The organism is Pseudomonas baetica, from assembly GCF_002813455.1.
Classification (GTDB): domain Bacteria; phylum Pseudomonadota; class Gammaproteobacteria; order Pseudomonadales; family Pseudomonadaceae; genus Aquipseudomonas; species Aquipseudomonas baetica.
In genome coordinates this window covers 6,457,308-6,473,727 of sequence record NZ_PHHE01000001.1, presented here as the reverse complement: position 1 = coordinate 6,473,727, position 16,420 = coordinate 6,457,308, and the positions used below count along the sequence as shown (strand labels likewise).

Sequence of the window (16,420 nt, the reverse complement as noted above, 5' to 3'; positions counted from 1 at the left end):
CTTTGCCCGTGCCGCGCAACCAATTCAAAATACTACTCAGGCAAACATTACAGCCCCGACTTCAAGCGACTGAATGCGCGAATCAACGCGCGGTTGAACGCCTTGCCGTTGTCATTTTTGCTGTACAGCGATGCCCGCACCGCTGGCGAGGGATACGTTCCCGGATCATTGCGAATCGCTGCATCCACCAACCCGTCCGCCGCCGTAATTGCATTGGCGTAGTGAATGGTGTCGGTGATCGGCGCAATCACCTCGGGCGTCATCAAATAATCCATCAACGCCAGCCCGGCCTGTGGATGCGGCGCGTCCTTGGGAATGACCATGGCGTCGAACCAGATCAGCGTGCCCTCCTTCGGTATCCGATATTTGAGTTTGAACGGTTTGTTCGCCGCTTGTGCCTGCCCGGCGGCAATGGCGACGTTGCCGTTCCACGACATCGCCACGCAAGTGTTGCCGTTGGCCAGGTCGCTGATGTTCAGGTCGTTGTCGAAGTAGCGAATGTACGGACGAATCTTCGCCAGTTGCTGCTCGGCGAGTTTCAGGTCATCGAGGTTTTGCCGGTTGATGTCCAGCCCCATGTACTTCATGACAGCGGCAAACACTTCGTTGGGATCGTTGAGCAGGCTCACCCCACAGTCGGCGAATTTCGCCACCACCGCCGGATCGAACAACATCGCCCAACTGTCTGTCGGCGCATCCGGCAAACGTTGCTTGATCGCCTCTTCCTGATAACCGACGCCGGTGGTGCCCCAAGCGTAAATCCCGGCATAGCGATTGCCCGGATCGAACACCGCCATGTGCTGGCGAAACTCTTCACCCACGCCGGCAAAGTGCGGCACCCGGGCCTTGTCCAGCGGCTGGATCGCTCCGCTCTCGATGGCCCGCGACAGGTGCTGGCCGGCGGTCAGCACCAGGTCGTAACCACTGCGTCCGGTGAGCAGTTTGGTCTCCACCGTTTCCAGCGAATCAAAGTGATCGGCGACCACATGAATGCCGGTTTTCGCTTCGAAATTCTTCAGGGTATCCGGGGCCAGGTACTCGCCCCAGATGTACAGATTGACCACCGGTCTGGCGGTGTCGGCGGCCTGCACACACAAGGGTGCAAGCACCAGCATTAACGCTTGAGTCAGTTTGTGCAGGCCCATGCTCAGGCTCCTTTCTTGTGGTCAAGCGTGCCGGCGTATTGCGGCATGGTGATGCACGCGACGTTACCGCCGCCGAGGAGGATTTCCCGGGAGTTTTCGATGCCGACGATTTTGTGCTGCGGGAACAGTTCGGCCAGGGTCGCCAAGGCGACTTTGTCCTGACGATCACCAAACAGCGGCACCACGATCGAACTGTTGCCGGCGTAATAGTTGATGTACGAGGCGCAGATTTTCGTCCCGGCCTGACGGGTGTGGGTGCTGTCCTGCTGATCGAGGCCTTCGGCTTCTTCGGCGGTCCACTCCAGCACATCCGGTTGCGGCAGTTTGTGCACTATCAACTCGCGGCCGCGACTGTCGCGGGTGCTGCGCAGGATATCGTAGGCCTCCTGATAGATTTCCCACTGCGGATCGTCACGGTTGTCGGTCCATTGCAGCACCACTTCGCCGGGGCGGACGAAGCAGGCGAGGTCATCGACATGGCCGTCGGTTTCATCGAACTTGCAGCCCCGTGGTAGCCAGATGACTTGCTCGGCACCGAGGTAATCGGTCAGGCGGCGGGTGACTTCGTCCTTGCCCAGATGCTGGTTGCGATTGCGGTTGAGCAGGCACTGTTCGGTGGTGAGGATGCTGCCCTGGCCGTCGCTCTGAATGCCGCCGAGTTCGGCAATCAACGGCGCGCGATAACGGTCGAAACGTTCGATCTCGAGGATCTTGCCAGCGATCTGATCGTCCTTGTCCCACGGGTAATACAGGCCGCCGTCGAGACCGCCATAGGCGTTGAATTGGAAGTCGACGCCGCGTACTTCGCCGCTCAGATCGTTGACCACAAAACACGGGCCGCTGTCGCGGAACCAAGTGTCGTTGCAGGTCATTTCCACTACGCGCACCTGCGGCGGCAACTGGCGACGAGCCGTAGCGAATTGCGCGGCAGAGGCGCAGACGGTGACCGGTTCGCTGTGCGAGATGGCGGTGACGATCTGCACCCAGACTTTCTGCGCAGGCTTGGCACCGTTGCGCCAGACGTCGGTGCGCTCCGGCCAGCCGAGCCAGCAGCCGGCCTTGGTTTCGAATTCGCCGGGCAGACGGAAGCCGTCGTGTTTGGGGGTGGAGTCGAGCAAACGTGCCATGGTCAAACCTCGTCCTGGTGTTGGGAATGACCACAGGCTAAGGGCGCAGACGCCGGGCTCGCCAACGATGATTAGTACGGAACAGTTGAATTCAACTCATCAATCGGCCAGTTGTTCGTTGAACCATTCGAGCATCTGCGCCACGGCGGGGCGCTCCAGGCGCAGCCGTTCGCAGACCAGCGCGTACTGGCCCAGCGCGGTCATGCTGGCGGTAAACGGCCGCACCAGTCGCCCGTTCTGCAAATCTTCCTGGGCGGTGAGGTTGTCGCCCATCGCCACGCCCTGGCCCTGCGCCGCCGCTTCCAGCGCAAGACCTGCGTGGGCGAAATACAACTGGCGTTGCGGGCGTTGATCACCGGCATGGCTGGTCAGCCACGCGGTCCAGGTCTTGCCGTCCTGATCGTCGTGCAGCAGGCAATGGCGGACCAGATCCTTCGGGGTTTTCAGATTGCCTTGGTTGAACAGACCGGGGCTGCACACCGGGAAAAACTGCAAATCCGGCAATGGCCTGACGAAGTAGGCGCTGCTGTCCACCGGGCCGGTGCCGTAGGTGATCGCCAGGTCAATGTCTTCACCCGGCGCGCTGGCGTCGATCGGCTGTTCATAGAGATGCAGGGTGATGTGCGGATAACGCACGTAGAAGTCAGTGAGGCGGTTCATCAACCACTTTTGCGCCAGCTCTGCGGTGACCGCCAGGCGCAACACGGCCAGCGAGGAGGGATCGCGCAGCTCGTCGCAGGCATCGCCGATCAGTTCGAAGGCTTGTTGCAGGCTCTGCATCAAGCGGCCGGCGGCGATAGTCGGGCGAATCTGCCGGCCTTCGCGGATGAACAGCGACACCCCGAGCTGCTCTTCGAGCTGACGGATCTGGTGGCTGACGGCGCTGTCAGTGACGCACAGTTCGGCCGCGGCCCGGCCGAAATGGGCGTGGCGGGCAGCGCATTCGAAGGTTCGCAAAGCGGCCAGTGAGGGGAGTTTACGCATGAGGGGCATCCCTTTTTGCCGGACATGCTGACCGGGCTGGCGGTGGGGGTCCAGTGGCATGAACGTCTGGGCCTGACCCGTTAGCCGCTTCACAGTCTTTGACAGTTTCCCGACAAAGCTGGCAAAGATTGTCGGGCAACACCTGCCTAGCATGGGCGCATTCACATTCCCCTTGGGTGCCCCATGCCAGTTTCGCTTCGAACATTCTCACTGTCGCTGACTTCCCTTTGCCTGCTGCTGCCGGCTGATTCACTGCGCGCCGAAGACTGGCACGCAACCCTGCGCGGTGGCGCGGTCAATGCACCGCGCTACAGCGGCAGCGATGAGCGCGTGACGGCGCCGCTGGTCGGCGTGGAAGTGGTCAGCCCGCAAGGCTTTTTTCTCGACAGCCTCCGTGGCCTGGGCTGGGGCTTCGACGAAGACGATTTCGGCCTCAGCGTTTATATCGGCGCCAGCGATGTACGCAAGGATCGCAAGACCGGTTTCAAGGGTTCTGACGAGCTGAACGGCATGGGCTCGATCAAGTCACGTCCGGTGCTGGGCGTCGACGGCAGTTATCACATGGGGCCGATCATTCTCGGTGCAAGCTTCGAGCATGCGCTGGAAAAGGACGGCGATGACCACGACACCGGATCATCGTGGAATCGCTTGAAACTGAGCATCAACCTGCCGCTGTATGAGGGCCGTTTCGGCAAGGTGATCGGCGGGCTCAACAGCCAGTTCGGCGACAGCGATTACCTGCGTACCTGGTACGGCGTGAGCACCGCGCAGGCTTTTCGCAGCCAGTTTCGCGCGTATGAAGCGAAAGGCGGGTTGATCAGTCGCGGGGCAGATTTGACCTGGACGTTGCCGCTGGATGAGCGCTGGAGTGTGTCTTCGGTGCTGGCGGCGCAGTATCTGAGCCATGAGGCGGCGGACAGCCCGATTGTCGAGCGCAGGTTGCAGACTTCAGTGGTTGGGCAGGTGGCCTACACCTTCTGACTGTTCGGTGTATCTGACGGCCCCTTCGCGAGCAAGCCCGCTCCCACATTTGATTGCGTTCCTCTGTGGGAGCGGGCTTGCTCGCGAAAGCGCCGGAACTGACAACGATGATCAATCCAGATGCGCCCAGGTCATGCGAAACGACGCCCCACCCCAAGGCGAATCCCCCACTTCAACCTGGCCACCATGGGACTGCGAAACCCGCCGCACCAGCGCCAGCCCCAGGCCAAACCCACCGGTGCGCCGATCCCGACTCGCATCCAGCCGTGAAAACGGCTCAAAAATCTTCTCCCGACCATGCACCGGCACCCCCGGCCCATCGTCGTTGACCTGCACTTCGTAGAAATCCCCCGTACGCACCAGCGTCACTTCCACCCGCTGCTCGGCATACCGAATGGCATTGCGCAGCAGATTGATCACCGCCCGCGCCATGAAGCGCGGCTCAATGCGCACGGTGTCGAGCCGGCACTCGCCAATCAACAACTGCACCCCCGCCGCCTCCGCTTCCAGCGCCACACTGCCGACCACGCTGTCCAGCCAATTGGCCGCTTGAATATTCTCGCGCTTGATCACCGTCGCGCCGCGTTCAAGGCTGGCGTAGGTCAGCAGTTCGGAGACCATTTCTTCCAGCTCGCCAAGGTCGGCGTACATGTCGGCAATCAGTTCGCGGCTCTGGCTGGCGTCCGGTTGCTGCTTGAGCTGATCGAGCTCAAATGACAGCCGCGCAATCGGCGTGCGCAGTTCGTGGGACACGGCATTAGTCAGTTCGCGCTGATTGGCGATCAGACTCTCGATGCGCGCCGCCATCAGGTTGAAGTGTTCGGCCAGATCACGGATGTTCGAGCGTTTCGACAGCTTGATGCGTACCGACAGATCGTTGTCGCCAAAACGCTCTGCAGCCAGGCGCAGTTTTTCCAGATCACGCCAGTGCGGACGCACCCAGAAAAACAGCACGATGCCGATCAGCACCGCGAGCATCCCATAAGCCGCCGAGATGTAGAACGGCATCAGGCTGGGCTCCGGCGGCAGCTTGATGCTGAGCAACTGCGAACCACCGTCAATGTTGCTGATGAACTGCGTGTAGCTGTCGCGGATCACCAGCAGATTCTGCGCCAGCTGGTTTTTTTCCTCGGTGGTGAGGGCCAGTTGATCGGCCTCGGCCAGCTTCAGCGTCAGCCCGTAATGCGGGCGCAAAGCTTCCAGCTGCTGCTCGCGCGCCTCGCCCTGAAGCCCGCGCAAATGATCCACCAGCGACCATGCCTGACCGCGCACCGCCTCGCGGTTGTAGGCCTGCATCTGATTGTCGAGCAACGCGTTGAAAGTGTGTTCGACGGTTTGCAGGGCCAGTACCAGCCCCACCGTCATCACCAGAAACAGCCCGAGAAATAACCGCAGCATCTACAGCTCCCACGCAAACGGATTGAACAGATAGCCCTTGCCCCACACGGTCTTGATGCACACCGGCTCACGGGGATTGTCCTTGAGTTTGTTGCGTAACTTGCTGATGTACACGTCGACACTGCGATTAAGCCCATCGAAGGCGATGCCGCGCATACGATTGAGGATGTCATCGCGCGACAGGGTATGACCGGCGGCACTGGCCAGCAGCCACAGCAGCTCGAACTCCATGGTGGTCATTTCGATCAGCTCACCGGCCAGGCGCACTTCGCGGCAACTGCGGTCGATACTCAACTGGCCGAATTCGAGAAAATGCACCACGCCACTGTCCGGCACCTGCCGCCGCTGCAGGGCGCGCAACCGGGCCAGCAGCACCGGTGGTTTGATCGGTTTGATTACGTAGTCATCGGCGCCAGACTCCAGACCGAGAATATGGTCGAGGTCATCTTCCTTGGCCGTCAGGATGACAATCGGCGTGTCCGACACGCTACGAATCTCACGGCATACGTGCAGACCGCTCTGCCCCGGCAGCATCAGATCGAGCACCACGACCTTGGGTTTGAATTCCACAAAAGCGGCCACGGCCAGATCGCCGCGATGCACCGTGCGCACCTCATAGCCGTGTTGTTCGAGGAAGTGCGCAATCAACGCGGCGAGACGCTCATCATCTTCGACCAGCAGGACTTTGCCAAAACCCAGGTTATCCATAACGACCATCTGTCGACCCTATGTGAAGTGGGCGACATTATGGCGGCAATCGCTGCCGGGGCGTTTATCGCAGGCAGCAAAAACCGGCCGCTGGGGCCGGTTTCAGGTGATGTTTCATGCTCTTAAGAGTTTTTAACAATTCCCGTACAGGAGCTGCCGCAGGGATTATGCCGCGACGGGGACGCCGCTATGGAAACGGAATTCTTCGTCTGGCGATTCGATCAGTTCCTGCTCGGCGGCGCGGACTTTGTCGATGACCTGGGCGATGTCTTTGGCGTCACCATACTGATAAGCCAGCTTCAGGTAACCCTGAAAATGCCGCGCCTCGCTTTTCAGCAAGCCGAAGTAGAACTTGCCGAGTTCTTCGTCCAAATGCGGTACCAGTGCTTCGAACCGCTCGCAACTGCGCGCTTCGATAAACGCCCCGACCACCAGCGTATCCACCAGTTTCACCGGCTCGTGGCTGCGTACCACTTTGCGCAGGCCCGAGGCGTAACGGCCAGCATGCAACTGGCGCAGTTCGATCTTGCGACGTTTCATGATGCGCATGACTTGTTCGTGGTGCACCAGTTCTTCCCGTGCCAGGCGCGACATCATGTTGATCAGGTCGACGTGGGAATGGTACTTGGCAATCAGGCTCAGTGCGGTGCTGGCGGCCTTGAACTCGCTAATATCCGCATTACCACTACGAACGCCTGCCCAAGATACCAGCAAGCAGATCATTATATTTCTTTTGAATGTTTAGAATGGACGTATCGCGTGTTATAAATCTTTCATCTCCAAGCGAAAAAAACTCACGATTACAAGCACCGTCGACTGACATCGACGGCAACTTCGACCCATCAAAACATCACGAAGGTGAAATATGCCCTACGCGGTTGGCTATGCACGTTTTTCAAGTACGAAACAAGGTAAAGGAAGCAGTTTATCCAGACAACAAGAATTGATATCTGAATGGATTGAAAACAACAAAGGCTACCAAATTTATCCAAAAAAGTTTGAAGACCTTGGTCGCTCAGCCTCTAAAGGCGATCATTTAAAGCATGGTTTTGGAAAGTTACTTGAAGCCATCGAACAAGGTGAAATCAAAGAAGGGGACGTGATCCTTGTTGAGGCTATCGACAGGATTGGTCGTCTTCCAGAGATGCAGATGATTTCGTTAATAGATCAAATCGTTAGCGCAAAAGTACAAATCATAACGTTACAAGATGGGTGCACCTATGGCCCAATCATCAAATCCGAACAAATATGGTCTTTGGTGGGAAAAGTACAACAGGCCTATATGTATAGCGCATCCCTATCAGAGCGAGTCAAGGCAAGTTATAAGAGAAGAGAAGCGCTTGCAATGAATGGAATCATCCCGAAGCGGAGGACACCCATTTGGCTGAACTCAGATGGCACAGTAAAGCCTGATATTGCCGATGCAATGAAAGGAGCATTTGAGGACGCTCTATCTGGCATCGGAGAACGACGCATATTAAAGCGTCTTATCCAATCAAACACAGCTTTTGAGACCATAAACCCTAGCACAATACGTCGATGGTTAACCAATAGGATTGCCATCGGATACTGGAAAGACTACAAAATATACCCATCAATTGTATCTGATGAATTATTCTACCAAGTACAAAAACGTTTCAACGACGAATACAAACCCCCAACCGCACCACGCACTCACTTTCTTTCTGGCCTTATTAAATGTGGGGATTGCGGTGCAAACATGCAGGTTAAGATCAACAAGAACAGTCCATTCACCATGCGATGCACCACTAGATGTGTATATGGTGACTTAAGATGCAAAAATTCAAAATCCTTTCCTGTGCCAGTGCTTTTACATGTTTGCTATGACACAGCGACAGGCGCAGTTGAAAAAGCAATGCAAAATATTGAACTGTCATCATCCCAGAAAAAATTGATTGTGATAGATGGCCAACTGAGAGATGTCGGTGAAAAAATAAACAACGTAGTCCAATCTTTAGAAAAGTACGGGCCACTGCCCGAGTTCGACAGAAAGATTGTCTCTCTATCCGAACAAAGAAACAAACTGGAACGTGAAAAGCTGTTGATCACTAACGACACGGTGGAAAACGTATCGAAATATGATACTGCTTGGGACGTAACCGCTCCACAAACCCCACATTCAAAGCCGCGATTTGATGCCTGATGCTGTGCTCCCGATCTCTTTCAGAAGCCAGCGGCCATGATGCGTCCCGACGCCAAAGTTGAAAAAGTGTACCTCTACCCTAAACCCGTAGACTTACGAAAATCCATCGACGGCCTAGCCGCACTGGTGGAGCTGGATATCAAAGTGGCGGTGTTCGATCCGGTGCTTTTCGTCTTTCTCAACAAACCCCGCAATCGGGTGAAGATTTTGTATTGGGAACGCAACGGCTTTTGCCTTTGGCTCAAACGCCTTGAATCCGAACGCTTCAAAACATCGCCCGATCACAGCGACGAAGCCATCGTGCTGACGGTCCAGGAGCTGAACTGGCTGCTCGATGGTTTTGATCTGTGGCGCAACCGTCCACATCAGGTTTTGACACCTCGATTTGTCGCCTGATTCGGTATAATCCACGGCATGATTTCCATGCCCGACAACCTTCCCGATGACCTGACTGCGCTCAAGCAATTACTTGCTCAGATGCAGTCCAAGGTTGTTCATCTTGAAGAAGAAAATGCGCTGCTACGTCAGCGTCTCTTCGGACGTAAATCCGAACAATCAGTCGACCCAGCGACCCCGCAATTGGCTCTTTTTAATGAAGCCGAAAGTGTCGCTGAGCCTGCCGCCGAAGAGGCGGAGGAAGAAGTCGTCGCTCCGACCAAACGCCGTGGCAAACGCAAGCCTCTGTCCGCCGACTTGCCCCGTATCGAAGTCATCCACGAACTGCCCGAGCACGAGCTGATGTGTGCTTGCGGCTGCCGCAAGCACGCCATCGGCGAAGAAACCAGCGAGCAGTTGGAAATCGTGCCGATGCAGATCCGCGTGATCAAACATATCCGCAAGGTCTACGCCTGCCGTGGCTGTGAAACCGCGCCGGTCACCGCTGACAAGCCAGCGCAATTGATTGAAAAGAGCATGGCCAGTCCCAGTGTGTTGGCGATGTTGCTGACCACCAAATACGTCGACGGTCTGCCGCTGCATCGCTTCGAAAAAGTACTCGGTCGCCACGGCGTCGATATTCCACGACAAACCTTGGCACGTTGGGTCATCCAGTGCGGCGAACACCTGCAACCGCTGCTCAACTTGATGCGTGACAGGCTGCTGGAAAGTCACGTAATCCACTGCGACGAAACGCGTGTCCAGGTGATGAAAGAGCCTGATCGAGAGCCGACTAGCCAGTCCTGGATGTGGGTACAAACCGGCGGACCGCCGAATCAGCCAGTGATCCTTTTTGATTACTCGACCAGCCGAGCGCAAGAGGTACCGTCGCGCCTGCTCGAAGGTTATCGCGGCTATCTGATGACCGACGATTACGCCGGCTATAACGCCTTGGGCGCGCAGGCTGGTGTCGAACGTTTAGGCTGCTGGGCACATGCGCGACGCAAGTTTGTCGAGGCGCAAAAAGTGCAACCCAAGGGCAAAACCGGGCGTGCCGATATAGCCCTGAATCTGATCAACAAGCTGTACGGTATCGAGCGAGATTTAAAAGAAGTCGGCGATGAACATCGCCATGAAGGTCGACAGCAAAACAGCCTGCCAGTCCTGGCGCAGTTACGCGCCTGGCTGGAGAGAACGCAGCCTCAGGTGACGGCGCAAAACGCGCTGGGCAAAGCCATCAGTTATCTGGCCAGCAACTGGGACAAGTTAGTGCGCTACACCGAAGCCGGTTCTTTGCCGATCGACAACAACGCAGCAGAGCGTGCGATCAGGCCCTTCGTAATAGGGCGCAAGAACTGGCTGTTCAGCGACACGCCCAAAGGCGCGACGGCCAGTGCTCAACTTTACAGTTTGGTCGAGACGGCTAAAGCCAACGGCCAAGAGCCCTATGCGTGGCTGCGCCACGCACTTGAACGATTGCCGCAAGCCGCAGCGGTAGAGGACTTCGAAGCCTTGCTGCCGTGGAACTGCACTCCGCAAATACCAAGATAACTATACGCCCCGCCTTTAAAATGTGGGGTTCATGGATCGCATACCTTGGGACTATCAGTACGAGTTAATCGCAGACCACCCCATGCGCTTGAACGCACTGCTTCAGTCCTCGGGATATCATATAGACTGCTATTCCGGAGGTTTAATGCTAGCCAACACTTCCGGGAATGACTTTAGCAAGTGTGTGTACGAGGGATACAACAGGAAGATACAAGCATACAAAATATCTGCGCGAGGAAACGTTCATCACATTACAAACAGGGACGGCTCCCTGACTAAAGAGCGCCTAGAACGCTTTAAGACCATGCTGGCCCGCCAGCGTACAGGGGACACGACGACTTTCAAGGCAATCGAAACAAGCGCAGCAGAGCTAGAGATGTATGAGTTCTACAGCACAATATAATTTTATACAAACACACCAAACCCAGCTTCCTCGCAACGACTTACAAACACAAAATATCGTCAAAGCCCCCGGCCTTTAAGGTCTAGGGGACTATTGAGCGCATGGATCTTTACATCTCTATTAGAAATCAATTAAGGGTAGCCAAGCTATACAGTAAGTTAATTATAATGACAATCAAACACAAGCCCCAGTACATCCTAGACCAATATCAGGGAATACCAATCAAGTGCAATGCACAGTACCCTACATTCGAAAACATCGTCCAAGCGCTTTACATTCTAGTTTACGGTGCATCTAGAGCATTTCGATATGCGAGAGGCTATCATGTGCGCACACGCTTCACAGACAAGATGACTTGTTCAGAGTACAGCGCACATCTCAACAACTACTATAAAATCAAATTCAAATACATCCCCCTGAGGGTGACGGTAAGCGAAACTGATGAAAGCGGAATCCACCATCACCACGCGATAATTCTTAATGACAAGCTGAGCAGAAAGTCAAGCCTACAACATCTACATGCGAAGCTGAAGAAAGAGGGAAAGCTGGCTGACTATTCGATTATTGCACCTGACCACGACAAATATGGCCACCACCTCCAAACGATCGAAGACCTTGATTCGTACTTTAAGTGGATGACATATCTGGCAAAGATCAAGTCCAAGCCAATAAAACATCAGCTATGGAGTGGAAGCCGCCAAGTAACTTCCATGTTGAAAGAATGGCGAGATAACAAAATGCCGGATGTGCGCGGTGCAAGGATCAAAGAGATAGAATTCAAAGCCTCAGGACGCGATCTAAGCAATTATATCTCATAACCCTAGACACCCACTACCTTGCCACGCAAACACCCCCTGCCGCACGACAGGAGCCTTTAAGGGCAAACAATAAAGCCGTACAGACTCAATTTGTGATTTTTTCAGGAAATGCGAGACAATTCACCAAATATATCTTTCCAACAAACTCTACACGCCGACACTGAAAATAGAGCTTAGCACCAGCATTCAGATTCGCCGCAAACTGTAAATTTGATTGTACACCACCTATACTCCATTCATCGCCGGTCAATTTCCACGGCCAAGCCTGATATGCGGATAGCGTTACAGTGACTTCTGAAGGCGAACCAGAATCCAATAATAGGTCAGCATTACCATTGTTAACCAGCACTTTACTGAGTCGACCGTAATACATCATGGGCTTACTAAACTTCAATTGAGCGCGAGCATTGTTTGCCCGCCACTCCGAAGCAATGCTCTTCGTTGCAACTGCGTTCTCAAAATTCATCCCGGTTGACTCCATCATTTCGTCAACACGACTGTTGTACATTTGATTAATTGCATCCTCGCTAGGCTGTCCAGCCCATACACTACCTGACAGGACGACACAGCAAATGGATATGATTTTATTCATGATTCTTAACCAACCCCTTCAATAGGCACATATCAATAGCCATAATTAAATTCATCACAACCCAAACCAAGATTATGCTTTCCGACGACCTACATATAACAACAAAAACGAGTAGACCCCCGATTACCCCGATTAAGTATCGACACATATACAAATACCCGAAACCGGGGAAGATTAAATTCAGCCCGATTGCCACAGCCACACTTTTTGATTTCATTCAATCTATCCCTAGCTGCGGAAATTTCGCTTCAGCGTAGGAATACCGAGTAAGAAAATGATTACTGCCAGCATGACCATCACGCTTCCAACAAGAACCCCAACACCGAAAGCTTGGCGAATGCTCCAGACGTAACCCAGCTCCATTGCCAAAATACCTGCCAGACTGGCCATCGGCATGGTCAGTGTCGCGATAAAAATTGCCGCATATACCTTCATGGCGCCTCTCATTCGGAGTGATTTTACAGCGAATATTCACAGTATACTGTGAGGACGCAGAGACAGTCATCATCGACAGTGACCCCTCTTTAGGATGGGGCTGCAAACGTGGATATCGGCTTTGCTTTTGGGAAGGTTTTGCGCCAAAAACGCAAAGAGGCTGGATTAACTCAAGAACAGCTTGCACATGAAGCAGACGTACAGCGCAACTATGTCAGTCTGATAGAGCGTGGTATCCACCACCCTACGATTGCAGTCCTGTTCAAGCTTGCAAGCGCTTTGAGATGCAAGCCTTCAGACCTAGTATTGAACTTGGAAAAAATGTTAGGGGAACAGCCTTAGTAAGCTATAGACGGCTCGCCTTGAAGAGAAAGATAAGTCGCTTACGGCTAGAGTCGCCCTGCCCGCCCTCACCTTCGGCTATACCGCCATGCGGGATGGCAGCACTAATACCTAGGTGAGCTACCAGCTCCTGAAAAAAATCGGGGCCAGCTTTTGGAAAACTTTGCCCCGTCCGTCACAACTTCTCCCAGGAGCCTGACTCAGTCGGCCTTGAATCCCGGCAGGCCCTGAGCAGCTCGCCACTCCTTTACGGTTTGGGTGATGCCAGACGCTGAATCATCAGCGCCGTCTTCCGGATAGAAAATCAAATCAGACCCAGCAGGGTGCTCACTCACCTCTTCAAAGTGGAACACCAGTTTATCCACCTCTGGCTCCGCGCCATCGTGGTTAATGATGCGCTGTAGCAGAGCTTCGAATTCGCTTTCCGTGTAATCGCTGAATGTATTTTTCATGATTTCTGCCTGTCTTCTTTGTGAATCTCAACGTGACGTTTTGGTGTGGCCACCCTGAGGTTTTCAATATCGTACACAGCACCGCCGTGTTGGATGTTCTCGATGTGATGGATCTCGTAACGCGCATTCTTGCCGTTGCGCTCTGCCTTCGGTGCAAACGGTGAATTGCCTTTCGATAACCAGCCTTGGTTGGTTGGTTTGAACTGACTGTTTAGCTCAGCATCATTACTTACAGCAGTCCACATTGCAGCCCTGAAAGCATCGAAGCTCTTAAACTTCTGCCCCCGCAACTGATCAGCAATTCTTGCCGGAATCGGAACGCCTAACCCTGTGCCAGCGCCAGCAAGCCAGATACCAGACACGTCCTCTCCTTGACCAGTAACAACTCCCGGTGAGTAGCGAGCGCTGATAACGATGTACAGCGGTTGAATGCCGGAATCAGCCGGGAACACAAGGATGAAGTCTTTGTATTCGTCTGGGTAGATCGGGCTGACGATGATGTTATCCGCTTGCTCGGTGGGCGGATAAATCCAGATTTGGGGTGCTTGTGGAGCACCTTCCAGTGGTGGAATTCCTGAAGTACTGGACGGGTCAACGGCTGGCGTCCAGATCAGGGTTACCCCGTCGCCAAAATCAGCCACCTGCTGAGAGCCTTGCTCTTCAAATTGCACCACAGGGATCATCTCCCAGTCGGTACGCCTCTGGGTGTTGTACCCATAGCCCTTCAGGGTGCCATCTGCTTGCTGTTCGATGTGAATCCGAACGCGCGTGCGGCCTTCCTTGAGTGATTGAAGCTGTTCCTCTGTGTACAGGCTGCTATCGCCCAAACTTGATGGCCATAACAGTGCAACCATTCCTCCCAGAAACCCAGCCACTACACCGGCAGTGACGACACCAGTGCCAACCCCGGCCCCGGTTCCTGTTGTAGCAGCGGTTCCAGCAGCAACACCACCAGCAGTACACAAAACACCACAAGACGAAGTGGCGGCAATGGCCGTGCCGCCTAAGATGAGAGTTCCTATCGCGGTCGTTAGGGCTGCGCTACCACTGATTTGTTTCAGCGGAATGTTCCCGCCTGCATCAGTCTCATAACCTCCCAGAATGGCAAGCTCACCGAAGTTGCCAATCTTCTCTACGGGAATGAATCCTGCTGGTCTCTTGTGATCAATCACGCCATCGGGAAGATCGCAGCTCTTGGCGAACACACACCCCAAGCGGTTTGGTTTGGCTTCTTCTTTGGTGGGGAGGTCTTTGTATTCAGCCCAACGTTGGGCATGAGTATCTACAGGCTCTACGCCGCTATAGCGGTGGCCCTTTGGCGGGTTTGGTACATAGCCAGACATGCAGCTTCCTTTCGTCCTTGGGAACTCCAGCCCGAGGCTGGGGCAGAATGACGTTACCGGTAAGCTCCAGCACTGGCTGTGGGACAAATCCCAAAAGCCGAGCTGACAGCTTTCCGTATTCCGTGTCATTGCTGGGGGGGCGAAGGATAGCGGGTTGGGAAAGCCTGTTGAATGGTAGCAATTTGCTACTTGGTGGGAAATCTATGGCACACCTATCAGCTCGCGACGCTATCAGATAAGTCTAGTCATTTGGTAGATCGATTAACGGTCGCCTGCCACTATCATATATCTATTGCAGATAGACATATGATCCGATTATCATACATCTATCTAAAAATACTTTAAAGGATAATAAAATTGAAAACACATCTCTATCTGCGCGCTAGCACTAAAGATCAAGATGCACTACGAGCCAAAACAAGCCTTGAATCATTCGCAAGCGAGAAAGGACTTGCCATTGCCGGAATCTATTCTGAACACATTAGTGGTACCAAACTTAACCGACCTGAATTGATGCGCCTTCTATCTATCGCACAGAAAGGAGAAATCCTGCTGGTGGAATCCGTAGATCGATTAAGTCGACTGTCCCAGGCTGACTGGGAGACACTCAAGGCAACGATTAAGGACAAAGGTTTACGGCTAGTCATCGCAGACCTACCCACGAGCCATTTGATGATCGAAGACCAAGGCATCACTGGTCAGATCATGGAGGTGATCAACGGCATGTTGATTGACCTGATGGCAACCATGGCCCGTCTGGATCAACAAAAGCGTGTCGAACGCATTAATGAAGGCTTGAGAAATAAACGACTTGCGGAGCCTGAATGGAAACCAAAGGGCAAGGGCAAGAACATCGAAAAATGGACAAAGGTACAGATGCTAATTACCAAGCATCCGACAATGTCTGCTGAAGACATTGCCAAGCTTGCCGAAATAGGTGTCGCTACCGTATACCGAATAAAAAAGCAGACTAGTGCCGAACACCCGGGTGCACTGAAATAAGAAACGGTTCCATACAATCACCGGTAGATACTAGTAGGTACATGTACCGGGTCGAATTATGAAACCGATAAAAAGGTACAAGATGCCCCGCTGGTATAGTGTGTGCGGATAAACCGCCATCCCGGAACAAGCGGACGATACCTCAACTCGATCTTCTGAAGAACCATCCAAGGTTCTCTGACCAAACTTGCGGGGGCGCTCTGACAGAACTGTAGCCACTGCCATCAAGCCAACGGGTACACCTTGCGCTGAAAACCCTAGCTCACTAATAACTTTTAAGCAACTCTTTTTTCTCTAGCAACGCCATCAACTCTGCTCCGTTCCAAGAGACAAACCACGAAAATTTCCCAAGGTTTATCTTCGCCTCATCGATTTCCAGCCTAGTAGGTTGACGTTGCTTAACTTGTTTCAACAATCTCTCTACCAAAGTGACTTTCAAATTATCCGGCACAAAAGGACATGTAAGTACATCCATCAACAGATGAACCTTTTCGGAATTCTGCCTAACATCATCAAGCTCAGCCAACTTCCTCTTAATACTCTTTATCACTTGCTCCTTAATTTGAGCATACTGGACTTGCCCCTACAAAACCGGACACC

The 16,420-nt window shown here is 53.8% G+C and carries 17 protein-coding genes and 1 pseudogene; 7 read left to right on the top strand and 11 right to left on the bottom strand.

Annotated features, from left to right (window positions below; genetic code table 11):
* Window positions 1-47: 47 nt before the first annotated feature.
* The 3 genes from ATI02_RS30190 to ATI02_RS30180 form a co-directional block, all read right to left on the bottom strand.
* On the bottom strand, window positions 48-1,145 hold the full coding sequence (locus ATI02_RS30190) for an extracellular solute-binding protein (RefSeq protein WP_100848197.1): 1,098 nt from the start codon (window positions 1,143-1,145) through the stop codon (window positions 48-50).
* Window positions 1,146-1,147: 2 nt separating this feature from the next.
* Window positions 1,148-2,272 (bottom strand): agmatine deiminase, encoded by a 1,125-nt coding sequence (gene aguA / locus ATI02_RS30185; RefSeq protein WP_100848196.1) that lies wholly within the window; start codon window positions 2,270-2,272, stop codon window positions 1,148-1,150.
* Between the two features lie 99 nt (window positions 2,273-2,371).
* Window positions 2,372-3,256, bottom strand: a complete 885-nt coding sequence (locus ATI02_RS30180; protein WP_095191005.1) for a LysR substrate-binding domain-containing protein — start codon at window positions 3,254-3,256, stop codon at window positions 2,372-2,374.
* A gap of 183 nt (window positions 3,257-3,439) precedes the next feature.
* On the opposite strand from ATI02_RS30180, the gene ATI02_RS30175 reads away from it, so the two are divergent.
* Complete coding sequence (locus ATI02_RS30175) at window positions 3,440-4,237, top strand: MipA/OmpV family protein (protein WP_100848195.1); 798 nt, start codon at window positions 3,440-3,442, stop codon at window positions 4,235-4,237.
* 111 nt (window positions 4,238-4,348) lie between these two features.
* Here the strand turns inward: ATI02_RS30175 and ATI02_RS30170 are convergent, their stop codons facing one another.
* From ATI02_RS30170 to ATI02_RS30160, 3 genes and pseudogenes are all read right to left on the bottom strand, one after another.
* Window positions 4,349-5,635 carry an ATP-binding protein gene (locus ATI02_RS30170; RefSeq protein ID WP_100848194.1) on the bottom strand — a complete coding sequence of 429 codons (1,287 nt, stop codon included), beginning with the start codon at window positions 5,633-5,635 and terminating at the stop codon, window positions 4,349-4,351.
* The gene (locus tag ATI02_RS30165) at window positions 5,636-6,343 is read right to left on the bottom strand and encodes a response regulator (RefSeq protein ID WP_095191008.1); all 708 of its coding nucleotides are present in this window, start codon (window positions 6,341-6,343) and stop codon (window positions 5,636-5,638) included.
* A 165-nt stretch (window positions 6,344-6,508) separates the two neighbouring features.
* A pseudogene (locus ATI02_RS30160) lies at window positions 6,509-7,009 on the bottom strand (MiaE family protein); the annotation flags it as partial.
* A 199-nt stretch (window positions 7,010-7,208) separates the two neighbouring features.
* Between ATI02_RS30160 and ATI02_RS30155 the strand changes: the two are divergent.
* The 4 genes from ATI02_RS30155 (at window position 7,209) to ATI02_RS30135 (ending at window position 11,654) form a co-directional block, all read left to right on the top strand.
* Window positions 7,209-8,507: a recombinase family protein gene (locus ATI02_RS30155; protein WP_100848193.1), complete on the top strand. Its 1,299-nt coding sequence runs from the start codon at window positions 7,209-7,211 to the stop codon at window positions 8,505-8,507.
* Between the two features lie 36 nt (window positions 8,508-8,543).
* Window positions 8,544-8,903 (top strand): IS66 family insertion sequence element accessory protein TnpB, encoded by a 360-nt coding sequence (tnpB, locus tag ATI02_RS30150; RefSeq protein ID WP_244196544.1) that lies wholly within the window; start codon window positions 8,544-8,546, stop codon window positions 8,901-8,903.
* 18 nt (window positions 8,904-8,921) lie between these two features.
* Entirely contained in the window at window positions 8,922-10,433 is a 1,512-nt protein-coding gene (tnpC, locus tag ATI02_RS30145) for an IS66 family transposase (protein WP_100845498.1), read from the top strand.
* A 504-nt stretch (window positions 10,434-10,937) separates the two neighbouring features.
* On the top strand, window positions 10,938-11,654 hold the full coding sequence (locus tag ATI02_RS30135) for a hypothetical protein (protein WP_100848191.1): 717 nt from the start codon (window positions 10,938-10,940) through the stop codon (window positions 11,652-11,654).
* A gap of 85 nt (window positions 11,655-11,739) precedes the next feature.
* On the opposite strand, the gene ATI02_RS30130 is transcribed toward ATI02_RS30135, so the two are convergent.
* Together ATI02_RS30130 and ATI02_RS30120 are read right to left on the bottom strand one after the other, a co-directional pair.
* Window positions 11,740-12,246, bottom strand: a complete 507-nt coding sequence (locus ATI02_RS30130; protein WP_146166094.1) for a hypothetical protein — start codon at window positions 12,244-12,246, stop codon at window positions 11,740-11,742.
* A 228-nt stretch (window positions 12,247-12,474) separates the two neighbouring features.
* A complete protein-coding gene (locus ATI02_RS30120) occupies window positions 12,475-12,681 on the bottom strand; it encodes a hypothetical protein (protein WP_100848188.1) in 207 nt (68 codons plus the stop codon).
* 108 nt (window positions 12,682-12,789) lie between these two features.
* Between ATI02_RS30120 and ATI02_RS30115 the strand changes: the two genes are divergently transcribed.
* Window positions 12,790-13,023: a type II toxin-antitoxin system RelB family anti-toxin gene (locus ATI02_RS30115; RefSeq protein ID WP_100848187.1), complete on the top strand. Its 234-nt coding sequence runs from the start codon at window positions 12,790-12,792 to the stop codon at window positions 13,021-13,023.
* Window positions 13,024-13,223: 200 nt separating this feature from the next.
* On the opposite strand, the gene ATI02_RS30110 is transcribed toward ATI02_RS30115, so the two are convergent.
* Window positions 13,224-13,475, bottom strand: coding sequence for a bacteriocin immunity protein (locus ATI02_RS30110; RefSeq protein ID WP_100848186.1), 252 nt, complete (start codon window positions 13,473-13,475; stop codon window positions 13,224-13,226).
* On the bottom strand, window positions 13,472-14,818 hold the full coding sequence (locus ATI02_RS30105; protein WP_100848185.1) for a pyocin-S2/colicin E7-DNase domain-containing protein: 1,347 nt from the start codon (window positions 14,816-14,818) through the stop codon (window positions 13,472-13,474). Before ATI02_RS30105 ends, ATI02_RS30110 begins: the two co-directional genes overlap by 4 nt.
* A gap of 357 nt (window positions 14,819-15,175) precedes the next feature.
* Here ATI02_RS30105 and ATI02_RS30100 point away from each other — a divergent pair, with 357 nt between their 5' ends.
* Entirely contained in the window at window positions 15,176-15,820 is a 645-nt protein-coding gene (locus ATI02_RS30100) for a recombinase family protein (protein WP_100848184.1), read from the top strand.
* A 265-nt stretch (window positions 15,821-16,085) separates the two neighbouring features.
* On the opposite strand, the gene ATI02_RS30095 is transcribed toward ATI02_RS30100, so the two are convergent.
* On the bottom strand, window positions 16,086-16,346 hold the full coding sequence (locus tag ATI02_RS30095) for a hypothetical protein (protein ID WP_146166093.1): 261 nt from the start codon (window positions 16,344-16,346) through the stop codon (window positions 16,086-16,088).
* Window positions 16,347-16,420: the final 74 nt, after the last annotated feature.